The 15,632-nt window shown below is 57.7% G+C and carries 8 protein-coding genes; 4 read left to right on the plus strand and 4 right to left on the minus strand.

The window, feature by feature from the left end:
* Positions 1-52 precede the first annotated feature (52 nt).
* The gene (locus VEH04_20205) at positions 53-1,498 is read left to right on the plus strand and encodes a mechanosensitive ion channel domain-containing protein (protein HYG25097.1); all 1,446 of its coding nucleotides are present in this window, start codon (positions 53-55) and stop codon (positions 1,496-1,498) included.
* Positions 1,499-1,602: 104 nt separating this feature from the next.
* Here the strand turns inward: VEH04_20205 and VEH04_20210 are convergent, their stop codons facing one another.
* From VEH04_20210 to VEH04_20220, 3 genes are all read right to left on the minus strand, one after another.
* The gene (locus VEH04_20210; protein HYG25098.1) at positions 1,603-7,014 is read right to left on the minus strand and encodes a lamin tail domain-containing protein; all 5,412 of its coding nucleotides are present in this window, start codon (positions 7,012-7,014) and stop codon (positions 1,603-1,605) included.
* 624 nt (positions 7,015-7,638) lie between these two features.
* Positions 7,639-10,548: a tetratricopeptide repeat protein gene (locus tag VEH04_20215; GenBank protein ID HYG25099.1), complete on the minus strand. Its 2,910-nt coding sequence runs from the start codon at positions 10,546-10,548 to the stop codon at positions 7,639-7,641.
* A gap of 61 nt (positions 10,549-10,609) precedes the next feature.
* On the minus strand, positions 10,610-11,251 hold the full coding sequence (locus VEH04_20220; protein HYG25100.1) for a PEP-CTERM sorting domain-containing protein: 642 nt from the start codon (positions 11,249-11,251) through the stop codon (positions 10,610-10,612).
* Between the two features lie 916 nt (positions 11,252-12,167).
* On the opposite strand from VEH04_20220, the gene VEH04_20225 reads away from it, so the two are divergent.
* The 3 genes from VEH04_20225 (at position 12,168) to VEH04_20235 (ending at position 13,736) form a co-directional block, all read left to right on the plus strand.
* A complete protein-coding gene (locus VEH04_20225) occupies positions 12,168-12,746 on the plus strand; it encodes a PH domain-containing protein (protein ID HYG25101.1) in 579 nt (192 codons plus the stop codon).
* Positions 12,747-13,069: 323 nt separating this feature from the next.
* Positions 13,070-13,345 (plus strand): AbrB/MazE/SpoVT family DNA-binding domain-containing protein, encoded by a 276-nt coding sequence (locus VEH04_20230; GenBank protein HYG25102.1) that lies wholly within the window; start codon positions 13,070-13,072, stop codon positions 13,343-13,345.
* Positions 13,335-13,736, plus strand: coding sequence for a PIN domain-containing protein (locus VEH04_20235; GenBank protein HYG25103.1), 402 nt, complete (start codon positions 13,335-13,337; stop codon positions 13,734-13,736). The genes VEH04_20230 and VEH04_20235 overlap by 11 nt, the downstream gene beginning before the upstream one ends.
* Positions 13,737-14,040: 304 nt before the next feature.
* Here the strand turns inward: VEH04_20235 and VEH04_20240 are convergent, their stop codons facing one another.
* Positions 14,041-15,621 carry a hypothetical protein gene (locus VEH04_20240; GenBank protein HYG25104.1) on the minus strand — a complete coding sequence of 527 codons (1,581 nt, stop codon included), beginning with the start codon at positions 15,619-15,621 and terminating at the stop codon, positions 14,041-14,043.
* Positions 15,622-15,632: the final 11 nt, after the last annotated feature.

Raw genomic sequence — 15,632 nt, forward strand, 5'->3', positions numbered from 1 at the left:
TGCCTCTTGGCACAGTCTCTGCCTCTCGGGCTCCTAAGAATTGAGAATAAGAATGGGAAGAGACACGATCTATGATTTGGCGGGTGCGGTGCGGGAACCGCTCGCGCGTTTATTGGAAAAAATATTCGGCAGCGGCGTGCACCAGCCGATTGCCGGCGCGATAACTTGGGTGGACGCCGGCATCTCCTGTCTCGTGGTGCTGTTGCTCCTCACGATCCATGCGATCGCCGCGGGATGGCTTCGATGGCGGCGGTCGCGGGAAAGTTCTCAGGCAACCTGGCAGCACGATCTTCTTCAGTCCTTCGCCGGGCCGCTGTACCTCGCGATCTGGGTGGCTGGAATTTACATGGCTGTGGTTCCACTGCTGCAACGCGCAGAGACGCAGGACGAAACGTCTGCGGGGATGAATGCCTGGAACTGGTGCTTCGACGCGGGCATGGTGATCGCCCTGTTCTGGCTGTTCATTCGCGCGACGCGTGTTGCGGAAAAACGCCTCCTGCAATGGAGCGCGTTGTCGAAGACCAACATCGATGACCTTCTCGTCCCACTCGGAGCCCGCGCGCTGCGAGTCGTCGCGCCCGCAGTCGCAGTGATTGTGACGGTCCCGCTGCTCGATTTGCCGCCCGACTACAATGAACTCATTGGGAAACTCAGCGGCCTGCTGATTGTTGGCGTCGTGTCATGGATCCTCATCCAGCTCGTGAAGACGGGCGAAAAGGTGTTGCTCACGCGCTACGACATCACGGTGGCGGACAACCTTGAGGCGCGGAAGGTCTACACGCAGGTCAAGGTCTTGGGAAAAGCCCTTTACGTGGTGATTGCCATCTTCTCAATCGCGTCCGGGCTCATGCTGTTCGAGGAGGTGCGACGGTTCGGAACCAGCATTCTCGCCTCCGCCGGCGTGTTCGGAATCATCGTCGGATTCGCGGCGCAGAAAACCATTGCGAATCTGTTCGCCGGCTTTCAACTGGCCATGACGCAGCCGATCCGGCTCGACGACGTCGTGATCGTGGAAAACGAATGGGGTCGCGTGGAGGAAATCACGCTCACGTATGTGGTCATCAAGATCTGGGACGATCGCCGCCTGATTGCGCCGTTGAGTTACTTCATCGAAAAGCCCTTCCAGAACTGGACCCGTGTATCGGCTGCGTTGCTGGGATCGGTTTTCGTCTGGACGGACTACAGCGTTCCCATCGCGGAACTGCGTCCCGCGATCAAGTCGATCGTGGAGAGTTGCGCCGACTGGGACAAACGATTCTGGAATTTGCAGGTGACGGATTCCACGGAGCGCGCTGTCCAGCTCCGGGTGCTGGCGACTGCGCGGGATTCGGGCAGCGCGTGGAATCTTCGATGTGAAATCAGGGAGAAGCTCGTCGAGTACATCCAGCAGCATCATCCCACCGCTTTGCCGCGATTTCGCGCCGAGGTCGATGCTCCCGCTCGTAATGATGACGCGGCGCTCACTTCCCAGTCCACCGTCGATGCGCCAGGAAGGTAGGGATGGCGCGCTTGGCCGTCAGCATGCAGGGGCGCAGAACGAACCGTGTAATTTCCGGTTGTGTTCTCCTTGCCCGACGCGTTTCACATCTGCGATGGGAACGGCTACGGTGAGAGCCGCACGATGCGATAGAATCTCTGGCTGTCTCCCGCGATATCGTTGAACGAAAGCGAAGCGCCCGAAGCAACCTGATCCGTTCCCAGTTGCTGCCACTCGGAATCGGCCAGGTCGTTTTTGTATTCGACCCTGTAGCGATGACCCGGCGACGCATGAAATGTTACGGCAAGCGTTTGGTCGGAATGGGCAATCAGTTCGGTGATGGAAAGCGTTCCGCTCGCAGGTGGGGGAATGTTGGACGCGCCGGGCGTTGGCGATGGCGTGAGCAATCGCAGCAAACCGGAATCGGGAAGACGCGCTTCACTGACATTCGCGGATTGTGCGCCAAACGTCACGGCGTCGATCGGAACCCCGTCAGGGGTGAACAAGCCGAGCGCTTCGCCGTCCTTGGACAATTTGAATGACACGTGCAGGCTGGATTGATTGGTGTTCGCTGCCGTGAGTTCATCCGCCCAGACGAGCAGGAACCCGCCAGCCGGAACCTGGAATCCTGCTGGGATTCGAAACTTGAACGGATTCGCAAGTGAATCCGAAACGTAGTAGCCAGCGAGATCTGCAACAGCTTCGGATGGATTATGCAGTTCGAACCAGTCCTCGTATTTGTTGTTGGCTGGGTTAAGAAAGCCTCCGTCATTCTCTGCCATCCACTCGTTGATTCTAACGCTGATTGGGGCGAGGGCAGGATTATTCGTCGCCCCGGGTGTCGCATGGAACATCGCGGTGCGGTGGAACGGCTGCGCGTCGGGGACATTGCCGTACGATTGGTTCGCCGGAAGGGTTTTGAACGTGAGGTAATCGATGACCTGAGGTTGTCCATTTACCATCCGGGAGAGAGCGATGGACCCGGTTTCCGGTCGGAACGACGCGTGCAAGTGGCCGCCGCTTTCTTCGCCAGTTTCTCCGTCCAGCCAGACCTGCAGGAATTGTCCGGGTGCCACGCTTGAACCGGCTGGGAACGGCCATTCGGCCGGAGTGCTGTAATTCCTCCCCAGATACAATCCAGCCAGCGGAACGCTGTTGGATCCTGGGTTGTAAAGTTCCACCCACGGTTCGCGTTCGCCGAAATTATCCATCGGCCCCGTGACATTCTCAGCCTGGATTTCGTTAAGCCAAATGTTTGGGAACTCAGAGAACAGGCCCGACACAGAATTGGCCCGTCCGGGCGTTCTGACGCCACTGCCGGCGCCCACCGCCCAGTTGCCAACACGGCTGTTGTCGAACTGCGAACTGATGAGCTGCAGGGAAGTTTCAGATGGCGTGAGCGGCCACGGCGGGGTCGATTCATAGCGCACGCGATCCACGACGACGTCGGCTTCGGCCGTCAGGCCCGGTTGAATCAGCGAAAGGATTTCGCCGTCGGCCTGGAGCGAACCCTCGAATGTTCCGAAAACGGGAATCAATGCGCCATGGTGCGCGGCAAAGGCGATGCCACTCCTTGCGAGAACCAGATATTGGCCGGGCGCAATGATCGATCCTTGCGGGAAGGTGTAGCCAATGCCATTCACCGTCCAGCCTGAGAGGTCGAACGCTGTCGCGGCGCGATTGAACAGTTCTATGTATTCGGCTTCGGGAGCCGCTGTGTTGAAAAGGATTTCGTTGAATACAACATTTCCGATCGTCGGCTCGGGCGTATGCGAGTTTTGCACGGTCACGCCGATGGCGCCTGCCATGGCATTTCCGGCGCGATCCCTTGCTTCGATGCTCCATGCATTTGTTCCGGCCGGCGCGGGCAGGGCGAGGCTCCAGTTTGTCGTGCTGGTCCAGCGGGGCTTGTAGTCGACGCCATTGATGCGAACGCTCTCCAATTCCAGTGGTGCCGTGCCCTGGATGACGACCGCATCGTTTGCTGCGATGAATCGTGTTCCGCTAACCTGGAACGTGAGCGGATCAAACGGCGTCAGTAGCATCAGGATATTGCTGCGGCGATTCGCGATTGACGATTTCGTGGAGGACGGCGAACCCGCAGCGATGCCGGCAGCAAGAAATGCGGAGTGCTTCGCATCCAGGATTGGCTGAATCTCGGCCGGGTTCATTGGACCGTGGGCGAGTTCCTTGAGCGCCCGCAAATACATTCGGAGATATTTCGGCGTGCCCAGCATGCGCGACCAGGGCGTTTCGCTTGTTTGGAACAACCCGCCGTACGCGAGGGAGTTATCGAGGCAGATGCTCAGGTCGATGGTCGACAGCGTCCACTTGCTTTCGGCACTCACCCATGCATCCACGTTCTGGCCGCTGCCTGCGCCAAACGCATCCCAGTTGCCGACAGTGTTGTTCGCCGCCAGCATTCGCATCCAGTTTTCCACGTCCACCACGTTCTCGAGAATGGCTTCGTAATTTAAATCGTTGTAGGCGCCCGCGGCTTCGATCAGCCGAAAAACGTTTGTATAATCGCTGAGCGACGTTTGGGTTTCCTTGATGCTCCAGTTGGGCCGGTATCGTGCAACTCGATAGGAACCATCGGGAAATGTGTAACGGCTCATCCGGGCTTCTGAAATGAGACTGGTTGTTTGCCCGGCATACCAGCGTTGAAGTTTTATCAGCTGAACACCCGTGTGATCGGGAAGATATTGATCCTTCACGAGGCCTCCGGTTGGCCGGAGCGCGTCCTCCATCAGCTTGCCGCGGCGGGTGCCGTTCACATACACCGCGACGAAGCGCCGATAACTCCACGGCAGTCCGAGCCTGCGCATCAGGTAATAAGCGGCCTGCTCGCGTTGCAGCGTTGCGTCGTTGTTGTTGCTGGTGATGTTGTCCTGTTGAATGTCGTTGCCCGGCCAATGAATCTTGTTGAACGAAGTTGCGCCGAGCAGCAGGTCATCCTTCGGCATGCTCCACACGTAATGGCAGGCATTAAACCCAGCGGGTGAACTGTAGCTTTGATGCCAGGGACTTCCCGAATATCGCCCGCCCATGTTGTAGATGATGCGGTTGTTGTAAACGATTGTGCCATCGATGTCCTCGTTGCTCATGACAGGCAATCGGACCCATCGCGTGACGTTCGTTTGCGTGAGCCAGAGGTGATACGTTCCAAACCCGTTGGTTGGATCCGGCTCGCCATAGAAGATGACGCATTCGCGAACCGGTGCGTTGTCCGCAACGAGCTCCGGGAAACGGCTGGTGGCTCCCGCCGTGTCTGCGCCGTGAAGGACAAAGGCAATCGCCCCAGCGGAACGTCCGGGGATTGTGCCGCTGAAAACGCCATCCCCCGCAACCTTGTCTCCATTCCAGCCGGAATCGTTCATGACAACGTTCGACTCCGAAATTGCAGGGTCAACGCGGTAAGCCAATGTTAATGAATTCAACCCGTCTGGATCCGAAACTCTGGCGCTGACGACAACAGACTGGAAGGCGACAGGAACAGCGGGATCGTGCCGCACGTTGTAGATCGCGGGTCCTGCATTGGTGCGAAGCTGGCTGTTGGGCGATCCGGGCGTGCCGAGATTAGAAGGAATCGTCAGGCGTCCAGTGGCTTCAAGCTGGCAGCCTGTGAAACGCACAATGGCTTCCGGACATCCCCGCAGCCAGCGAGCTTTGAAACGGATCGTTGTGTTTTGCTGCGGAGAAAACGTCCCGTTGTTGAGGTTCATCTGCACGCTGTTGGGTCCAACCATCAATCCGTCTCCCGTCCGCACGTGCAGCGCGACGCCTCCATCTGGAAACCCCGCATTCGTTGCCAGGATTGAACGGGAATGGCTGCCCACGAAGCTCAGGGACGACATTCCGTTTTCAAATCCCGAATTGGCAGCGACGTTGCCGCCGATGTTCGCGAGTACTTCCACATTGTCAAAAAGACATTCGCCCGGATCCAGCAACCCGATCTGGATCGAACCGCCAGCGCCGCTTTCGGGGCGCGCCGTGGTTTGAATACTCGTCCAGGGCGCTTTCATGGTTTCATCGCTGTCGGCCCAGCTCGAAGCGAGACGCTTGTCCGCGCGCGCATCAATCAATTCCAGGCTGCTTCCGCCACCGTCCGACCACCGCCCCCAGCGCCCGCCCGTCCCGTAAGTCACGTCATCGACGACGATATCGATGTGGTTGGTCGTAGCCTGGCCAGGCGCTTGTCCATCGATTAGCAGATCAGGCTGGCTGAGCGTGATGCGTTCGCCGGAACCGGAAAGCCGGCCATTGAAATTACCCACCGTGTTCCCTGAATGGAGTTCTGGATAATTGGCAATCAAACGCGCGGCGTTTCTGGCAACGACGAGGTAACCCCCAGGCGCAAGCTCCTGTCCGGGCGAAAAGGTGAAGCTGACTCCGCCGCCGAGTTTCCACCCAGCAAGGTCAACGGTGTTCGTTCCCTGGTTGAACAACTCGATGAACTGGTCATCGTCGTTCCCCGAAATGGGATGATACATGATCTCATTGAAGCCAACGGAACTCACGAGGGGTGGGCTGTTGCTCGCGCCAAAGGAGGTGGCGGCGAGTCGATACCAATCGGCGCCGTTTGGATAGCGGCCAAGTGAAATTCCATTTTCCTGCGGCCCAAACTTCAAGGCATCGACGATGTTTGTGCCGCCCGCATCCTTGAAGTAAATCATTTCGCCCGCTGCATTCAGCGCGAATCCAAGCTGTCGCTCGGTGAAGCTGAGAAAGCCGCGGGCGGGGATGATGGTTCCAGCAGGAATGACAAACTTGTTGTTGGCGGGATGGTCGCTGAGTGTGCATCCGCCGAGATTCGCCGCGGAATTGCCGTGGTTGTAAAGCTCCAGGCCATCCACCTGCGGAAGATCCGTATGGGCCAGCACTTCGTTCAGGACAACGTTGCGCAGCGGCGACGGGTTGGTGGCTTCCGCGGAACCTGGCGAGCCCTCCGCACGAAAACTCCGTTGCCATGCACGGGGATTTGCTTCGCCGTAAGACGCACGCGCCAGCACGATCGAATGGCCGGAGCCGTCGGCACCCATTGGCCAGGGGCCCGAATCATCGTATGCAAACCGCAGCAGAACGGAATTCTGCTCGTCATGCAATCGGAGTTCGCCGCTGGTTTTTAGTGTGTTCGTGTAAGGACCAAATACCCCGCCCAATCCATGCACGGCTTGCACGTCGGCCGGAACAGCAGCCACGATGATGTAACCCTGCGCAGGGATTTTTGTTCCCGTTGGAAATGCATATTGAACCTGCCCCTCGATTCGATAACGGCCAATGTCCTCGGGCCAGGGATTTGAATTGTAGAGTTCGACGAACTCCAGATTCCGCCCATCCGTGCGATCGGCGGGTTTATACATGACCTCGGTGATGGCGATCGGCGTTCGACGGCTGGACGGTCCTGGACGTTCGCTATGGTCCTGCGAGATGGCACTTGTCACTGACGCCGTGCATATCAACAAAGTGATGATGACAGATGATATCCACGGGTTTAAGTCTCGGGGATGGACCTCCGACGCCTGCGCTTTTTTCACGCGGTGACTCTATCGGCAGCCCGAAAAAGAAGCAACGCCGGTCCAGGGCTGGTTTCCGTCCAGTGAGCAATCCGTGCTGCCGTCCGCCCTGGAGAAGTTTGTGTTGGCCACTCCCGCCTGAAACTCGCGCGCAACATGACAACGACCGCAATAGGTGGCAGGCAAAACGTGTTGGGGAAAGGCCGCGCAGGGATCCCCGCACGAAGGTCAGTTTTACGCGCCGCGATCGGAGCATCTACAGGATCCAGATTGTGGGATCCACCCAGACGGCGCCCTTTGCAAAAGGCCGGCGCCGTTCGCAATCCCAGAGGCAATCCTTCGCTCACTTGGAAGCGCGGAGGAAAACGAACTGCCATGAAGCACACAGCGCGTGGAGCCGCAAACAAACGGAAGGGGATTTTAGAAGGGGTTTAACCACGGATGAACGGGGATTTGTGAAGCAGGAGCCGGGTCAGGGCAGAGCTCACGCCAGGGTTTTCAAACCTGCCTTGCGGATTTCCGCCTTCCGACAGGGAAGTTAGCGATACGCTGCAATTTTCCACTTCTCTTCTTCGCGACTTTCGAGCCCTTCCCACATTGATTCGAACAATGCCTTTGAGGGTGAGAACCGGTTGGCCGGGAGAATCAACGTGGCGTGCGCAACTCGCGGATAAAGTGGCTCTCGCTCCGCAGCTCGTCGGCGCGCAGCCGCTTCGCAAAATTCCGCATGCCAGGATGCTTTTCGGCGTTGGTTTTGAACTGAACCTCCATGAACCCTGCCGCAATCAAACTGTTGTGAGCCGCGCGCATCAACAGAACGTAGACCCAGCTGTTTCGGTATGCAGGGTCAATGGCCATCCACGGCGCCTGTGGAGTTCCGTTGGTGAGGATCATCAGCGTCGCGCCGACCACTCTGGAACCCTCCATCACAATCCACGAATGGCGCTGTGAGAAAGTCTCTTCAAATTGCTCAATGGCGACGGACCCGCCCACCTCGCTCGCAATCAGGGAACGAACCGCGATCGCCGGCGCCTCAACAAGCGGTACGACTCGCGCCGCGCGGGGGATTTTTCCACTTCGCACGAGTTGTTGCTGAGCACGGTCAAACAGGCGTGCGCCGGCAGAAAGGTCTGTTTCATACCACTGGTAAACATTCGACACGGAGAATCTGGCCTGCAGCAGCGCCGCGGCTTCCGCGGATCCCGCTTCAAATGCGCGCGCCGTGATGACGCGAGTCGCGCCGCATCGCTGCGCTTCGTCACACAGCTTCCGCAGCAGGATGATCAGGAGGTGATCGCCGGAAATTTCTCGTGTAAACGCCCATTCGACATACGCCTGTCCTCCGTCCGCAAACACCAGCGAACCACAGCCAGCCATGGGCATCGCGCGTCCCGTTTCAACAACTTCGATCAAGCTGTGCGACGGCTTGCGAATCGCGCCGGGCAACAGGGCGACAACGGCGGCTATGTCCCTCGGCTGCGCCGGACGCAGCACAACGCTGTCTGGCGATTCATCCGAATTCTCCGTGCCGGTCTGAAGAACACGTTCAGCGGCTCGCGCCTTCATCTCACGATGCGTCTCCTGACTCAGTTTTCGCCTTCGCGCCCCTGCCAGCAACTGCTGCTTCATCAATGCTTGAAGCCGGAGAACATCTGCCTCGAATCCTTCCCGGGCTGAATACAGGTCGAGCAGAAACTTAATCGTGACCGGCCTGTGGGGATTGAACCTGAGACTTGTTTCCAGCGCTGAAATCGCCCCCTCCGGATTTCGCAATCGCACGAGGCAAATTCCCAGCACGAGGTGCGCTTCTGCGAGCGCGTATTCACGGCCCAGCGCCTCAAGGGCTGCTGCCGTGCCGTTCTCGTAATCTCCCACTTTAAGGCAGCATCGGGCTTTTCCCAACCATGCCACGGCACTGTCGGGCTCCAGTTCCACCGCGCGCTCGTAGCAGCGCATCGCCTCGACCGGCCGATCCAGCCGTTGATACACCAATCCCAACAGGTTGCAGAAGTCCGGTGACGCGTTTGCCAACGACACTTCGATTGCCAGCAGAAGGTTTAGCGCTTCCTTGAAGTGGCCGCGGGCATTGTGAATGGTGGCGAGAAGCATCTTCGCCCGCACATCGCGGGGAATCGCCGCGGCAATGTGTTGAACGATGGTTGAGCCTTCGTCGATCAGGCCAACGCGGAGATAGCACTCCGCCAGCATCAGCCCGAAATCGAAACGCAAAGGAAACGCTTGATAGATCTGTTCCAACAGCGGAACGGCTTTTCGCACCCGGCCGGAAAAAAGAAATACCATCGCAAGAGCCCAGTCGTTCTCTGCCTGCACAGCAGCGGCATAAATGCTTCCTTTGAAAGCCGCTGGCGGAACTGAGGATTCTGAATCGGTGTCCTGTGATTCCGTTTCGCCAGCGCCGCGCTCATCAGGTGTGTCGGGGGTTTCAATGAAAACGGGTTGCCTTGGCATGTGAAAAATGCTCACGAGCGCCCGGCCATTCAAATCCCGCCCGATGGGCAACTCAGCCATCGTGAGAACAGTCGGAACAATGTCCAAAACGCCTGCCCCGTGCGCGAGGTTGTCCTGCCGGATTCCAGGGCCCTTGACGACCAGAATGCCCACGGGCCGGTGCTCCAGGGTTTGGGTTTGAACCTGCCCCGCACCATTCGAAAGCCGCAGCTTGCCTGATTGGTATCCACTGGCCGAGCACAGCACCACCGTGGCATCCGTGCCTGCCAAATGAAGCAGCCGTCCCAATAGCAAGTCATGCAATCGATAAGCTCCGTCCACCACATCCCGATAAAACTGAAATTCCAACTCGCTGACCCGTTCCAGTCGGGGCGCGCGAAATCGCATGAACTCGCGCGAAATGTTGTTGAGGGTGGGATAAAACGCCGCCGTTAAATCCCAGGGTTCCGCTTCCATCAGGTGGGTCGTAATTGCGTGGATGGTGAAGCACTCCGCAAGCATTCGCGCCAGTTGGATCAAATGCGGATCGCGTTCCTGGTCGATGTTTGCAAAATCCGGAACAAACAGCCGGATTGTCGCGGCATCGATGTCTTGAGGTTGCACTGCGCATTGCGCGAGCGCGGCAGCATGGACGTCGGGGAAAACGCCTCGCGCCGGAAGCGATGGCGATACATCACCCTCATGGAGGCGGCGAATGAATGCTTCCGAAACCGCGACGCCATTAATCTGTTCTGCAGGATGACTTGCAGGCCAGTTCACGACGTGGCATCGCCAACCCTGATCCGACAGGACGTTCCAGAGCGCTTTGACCCGCCTTGAACTGCTTGAGAACGGCTGGATCCGTTCGTCTGAGTCGACTTGGGAAACGCCGAGAATTCCGTGCTTGTCCGCCAGTCTGCCCGTTGCCAGCGAATTCCAAAGCAGCGGGGAAATGACTGGGCGCAAACTGGCGAGGTTTCCGGAAACGCCTGCCTCGACAAGTCGCAACAGGTTCGGAAGCGCGCCCGCTTCAAGAAGAGGCCGGATAATCTGCCAGTCAGCGGCATCCCATCCGACCAGCAGAATCCGTTTGTCCGGGCGACTCATGAGGAGCGTTCCGAAGCGCCAGCCGGATTGAAGTTCCCGTTCGGGTTAACGCAACGGACTTCTACCGCGAACTCGCGCGGCGTCGCAGTGCCGCAACGCCCGCAGCACCCAGGGCCAGCAGGGCAAACTGGGAAGGCTCGGGAACGGCTCCGGCCGTGATGGCTCCGCCGGAAGTTTCGTAAGCAAAGCCATGGAGCGTAACGGACTGGTAACTATTCAGCGTGATGTCCGCCCATCCGTAATTCGTCGTCCCACCGTTGTTGAATCGCAGCCCGAGATAGGCGCGCTGTCCCGCGGTCCAGGGCCCCTGGTCCGGAGTGCCGGCGGCGGGTTTGTTGCCGTCCAGGATCGATGACGCCTGTGCCGGATCGACTGTTTCCGCCGGACCGATCAACGCGCCGAGTGACAGGGGCGTCGGGTCCGTCAAAGCCCCACCCAGGCCAACGATCTGCGCGTTGTCCTGATCCAGCGCGTCCCCGTCGTCCTTAAGCTGGTTATCGAACCGGGCCTGGGCGTTCGCGACTTCGGCATTCGCGGCAACATCCCCCGCGAGATTGAAGCTAAGGATCACGCCGTTGCTCTGTGTTCCGGTAACATCCAGAACATCACGATGCACAATGTCGGCATTCGTGCCGTGCACGGCAGCCGCCAAAGCTGTGGATCCCAAAACGTAACTTTTCAGCCGGCCGGAAAGATTCTTCATTGTCATGGTCTGCATTTAAAGTCGTCCGAAGCCCCTAGGGCTCGGAAGTACCTGGTGGCAACGTTTGACTACAAGCATTCCAGTGCAGCAGCAAGGCAAATGTGCCGCCCGCGCGCAGGTTGGGGCGCGGTTAAGAATGGGTGAGATACGCGCTCTTCGGTTCCCGTGATCGACAACTCGCGGCCGCAACCAAGCGGGAATGGAACAACGGCGTTTACGCTAATTTTCGCGAATTGAAGAGGGGAACTTTAACCACGAATCACACGAAGCACACGAAAACAGGGCAGCGGAAACCAAATCAAACGACGGATGGACATTGATTGGGAAACCGCCTTCTCTGCCTTTTCTCTGCTACCTCTGCGAGCCCCTGTTAAACGTCGTCTCTCGTCTCCTGCGGCGGAGAGTTACGCGAATTGCCGAAAAAAAGATGTGTTTAACCTGCCGGCAGGAAATCGAGAACAGTGTCAAGATGCGCCTATGCCAGAGCGGGAGGGCGGGATCGTTGACGGGCGTCTTGGTTCTCAAAGCGCGTCGGGGGGAACAACCGGAGGGGAAACGGGTTTACGCGAATTGCGCGAACTATCGCGAATTGAAGAGGAAGTTTAACCAGGGATGAACACCGATCTGAGGAAAAATGCTGAAACGCTAAAAAGCTGAAAGCTGAAATCCGTTCGACCTCTTCTTCGCGACCTTCGCGTGAGGTTATTTGTTTGGCCAGATCGGCAACGGAACGACGAACAGGCTTCGTCGAGGCGGAAAAGCCTGAGATTAATCCAAGACGTTTAGGTGGAATGGACGTGCCCCGGAATTTTTGTGGCGCCTTTGCCAGTCGATCTAGGGCGGAGATGCGTCGCCGCGGCGGTTGTACATAAAACTACTGGAAAGCGCGAACCGTCCGAGAAGAGATGCAGCATTGATGAAGAGCACCGTCGAAACAACACTTGCCTGCAGGAGGGTTCACTGGGGGATCTTTGTTCTACCAATCCTGCCGCTGGGTGCAACGATTCTCGCCATTGTCCCTGCAATGCTTGTTGTGAACCTGTTCAAGAACATGCTTCGCCCGATCGGTTCTGAAATAGCGATTCCCTACATAAGCCACATCATCGCGTTGCTGGCGCTACCGGGAGTTACGGTCTGCATCGCGTTGTTGGTAATCGTCTTCATTGCGTATAACCGCTCAAGTGTCACGTTGACAGACCGCCGGCTCCATTATCGTATAGGTTTGGTATCATGCACGTCCGGTGAATTGCCTCTCTCGAACGTGGATGCGATCTTCCTTTCAGATTCCCTGCTGGGTCGGTTGCTCGGGTATGGGACCATCACCGTCACGACCGTCGGAGGCTTGATTATTCCGTTTTATTACGTGCCGGACATCGTCGAGTTTCACAGGATCCTTCAAAAGGCCATCGACAACTCGAGACATCTGTCGCAACCGGAAAGCAAACCAGCGCAGGCGTCCGCCCCCGACGCCGCTCGCTATATGCCGAAGGCTTGACCGAAACAGCTCCGCCACGCGGTGTAGCGAGAACACACGGCAACACGTTCGACGAAAACGGCAACTCGCAACACCTGCGAATCCGACTCGAGCCATTGGGCCCCGGTTGCTAGCCAATTGTGATGGACGCAGCTGAGGAGGAAAAACCTCCGGGTCGTCGGCGAGTTTGGCGCTGTGGTTGGCGCTTATTCCGCCTGAGCTAAATACGATTGCGATCCTAATCGAACCTGGATTCCCCTATATCGATCAGGAGCTCTGACTAAGAATCTAGATTCCGACACATTCGCCGTTGACGGACCTGGATGCAAAAGTAAGCTTCGAATATGAGCGCTGCAATCAAGACCGGGGCTGTTTGGTTCACAACGAAAGGTCAGGTGGTTATTCCCGCATGGCTGCGCAAGCAATTTCACATCGAGGACGGCACGAAAGCCGTGGTGCAAGCGACGCCAGAGGGAATTTTGCTGAAGCCGATAACCGCGGCGCTCATCAAGCAAGGCAGGGGCATCCTTAAACGCAAGCCAACTGACAAGCCATTCGCCGAAGATTGGGCGGAGCACAAGAAGCGAGAACGGGACATCGAGGAGCGCCATGCCCGGTAAGGTGCTCGACAGTTTTGCGCTCATCGCCTACTTCCGCGACGAACCGGGCGCCGAGACGATGGAAAATCTACTCGTGGCCGCGGGCAAGAAGGATACGCCGCTTCACATGACCGATGTGAATTATGCTGAGGTCAAATACTCCATTGTGAAGAAGGACGGCGCAGCAGCTTGGGAGGAGGCCGCAAAGGTCCTTGAGGGCCTGCCGATCGACTTTCACTCCACGACCCGCGCGATGGCTGACAATGCAGCCGATTTCAAAGCGCGATTTAAAATCAGCCTCGCCGACGCGTTCGCCGCCGCGCTCGCGAAAGAAAAGAAAGCCGAACTCGTCACCGGTGACTCGGAATTCAAGACGCTGGAAAAGGAAATCAAAATCAACTGGCTGAAATAAAGATGCGCCCACAAGCCTTGCGATCAGGATTCCCGTTCGCGTTCGTCCAATATTCCATGCCGGGCAGGAGGAAATGTCGTTCGATCGTCAGACCCTGCAACCGCGAGAACGGCATCGATGCGAAGTGGTTTAACCACGGATGATCGCGGATTCGGAAATAGCTTCCTGGGTCTTTTCTCTGCTACCTCTGCGTGCTCCTATTAAACGTCTTTTCTTAGCGCCCTGGGTGGCATTCGCTGTGAGGCAACACTTGTCACTCCTGGCTATTTTGTTGGCTGGTGTTGATTCCGGTTGACTGCGAACACTACTTTCGCAAGCGAAAGAACTGGAGACCGGAAGTGGCATTCGTACTGAATACCATCTTTCCATTCACAAAGCTGACATTGGGAACAGAAGTCCAGCCGCCCCCCGAAAGATCCGTCGCTTCCAACCCGAAACCCACTCCCTCAACGGCCGGCCACGAGAGCACCAAATCTGACCCGTCCCTTGTCACCTCCAGCTTCGGCCCGGCGGCAATCCAGCCGACGAACAGGTCCGCCGGCCCGTTGTTCGTCAATCCGCGCGTTTCCAATGAAAAAGTTCCCGTGAAACTGCCGCCGACAAATGTCAGGATGGGCATGCCATTAAACGGATGATAGGTGTTCCCCAGCGCGAACGCCTCAGACGTGCCGCTACCCAACTGAGCCGCATCCGCCCGGAGTTCTCCAGAAGGATCAAGACAAACCAATGCCGCCACTGGATTCGTCACTTCGCCGTTCGGGCCGGGCGACGCAAACCGCCCCGCAATCCAGCAGTTCGTTCGCGAATCAAAAGCAATGTCATTCGCCGCATCTTTCCCTTGCCCAGGCAATTGCCGGGCCCATGCCAGATCGCCATCGCTGTCGTACTTCGCCACAAAAATGGTCGAACTGTTCGCATTGGAAAGTGTGACAGAACCGAAGTGGATCACATTGCTGAAGGATCCCGCCGTAAAAAGATTGCCACCCGCATCGATCTTGATCTTGTTGCCCAATACCATGTCGCCTCTCACCCACTGCACCATTCCCGCAGAGTTATACTTCACCAGAACGTTGGACGTGGTCTGGCTCGCCGGAGAAATCCCGTCAAAGGACGTCTCGCCCAATGAACTTGCGGCCACATAGCAGTTGTTCGCCGCGTCGAGCGTGAGCGCAAAGGTCGAAGCAAACGTCCCTTGCCGAACCCAGGCGACATTTCCCTGTGGATCAAGCTTCACCGTGAAACAGTTTGGTTCCGTTCCAATCTTCGTGAGCGTGGAATCGCCGAAGGTAAAACTTGCCGATTCAAAGGTTCCTGCGAGATAAAACGCTCCGCCTCCAAAAGACCGTTCTGCGCCGATGTCAGCGAAGGATTCCTTTGCGCTTCCACCTGCGCGCTGGAGCCACGCGACATTTCCAAGCGTATCGATTCCCGCCACGAAAATATCTGCATCCCCGGCATTGGTCACGGCCGCAGAACCGTATCCGAGGCTGCTTCCCGAGAAGCTTCCGGCGACCGCGTTCATTCCATTTGGCAGCGCGGCGTGCCGGGCTTCGACTATTGGTTGTTCGATCGTTGGAGCGACGGACCACAATGGTGCGTCCGAGGACTGATAGCGGAACTTGGTGAGAAAGACGTTTGTGACACCTTCTGTGGTGCTCAGACTGTGGGTGCCAATGGTTGTGTTCATGGCGAAACGTCCAAGAACGAAGATGTTCGTGTTGAAATCAGTCGCCAGGCTGATCCCAGAAACAGGCGCCGTGCTGCCGGCGCGCGTGAGCCACTGTGCATGGACGCCCTGGGCGACGGCTGGCTGCTGGCTGCCAAACTGCAGGGCGGTGAATACTGTCATGGTGGCCGTGAACAATGGAAAATCTTGAATCCTCATTGCCAACCTTC

The sequence above is a fragment of the Verrucomicrobiia bacterium genome, assembly GCA_035629175.1.
Lineage (GTDB): Bacteria > Verrucomicrobiota > Verrucomicrobiia > Limisphaerales > DASXHY01 > DASXHY01.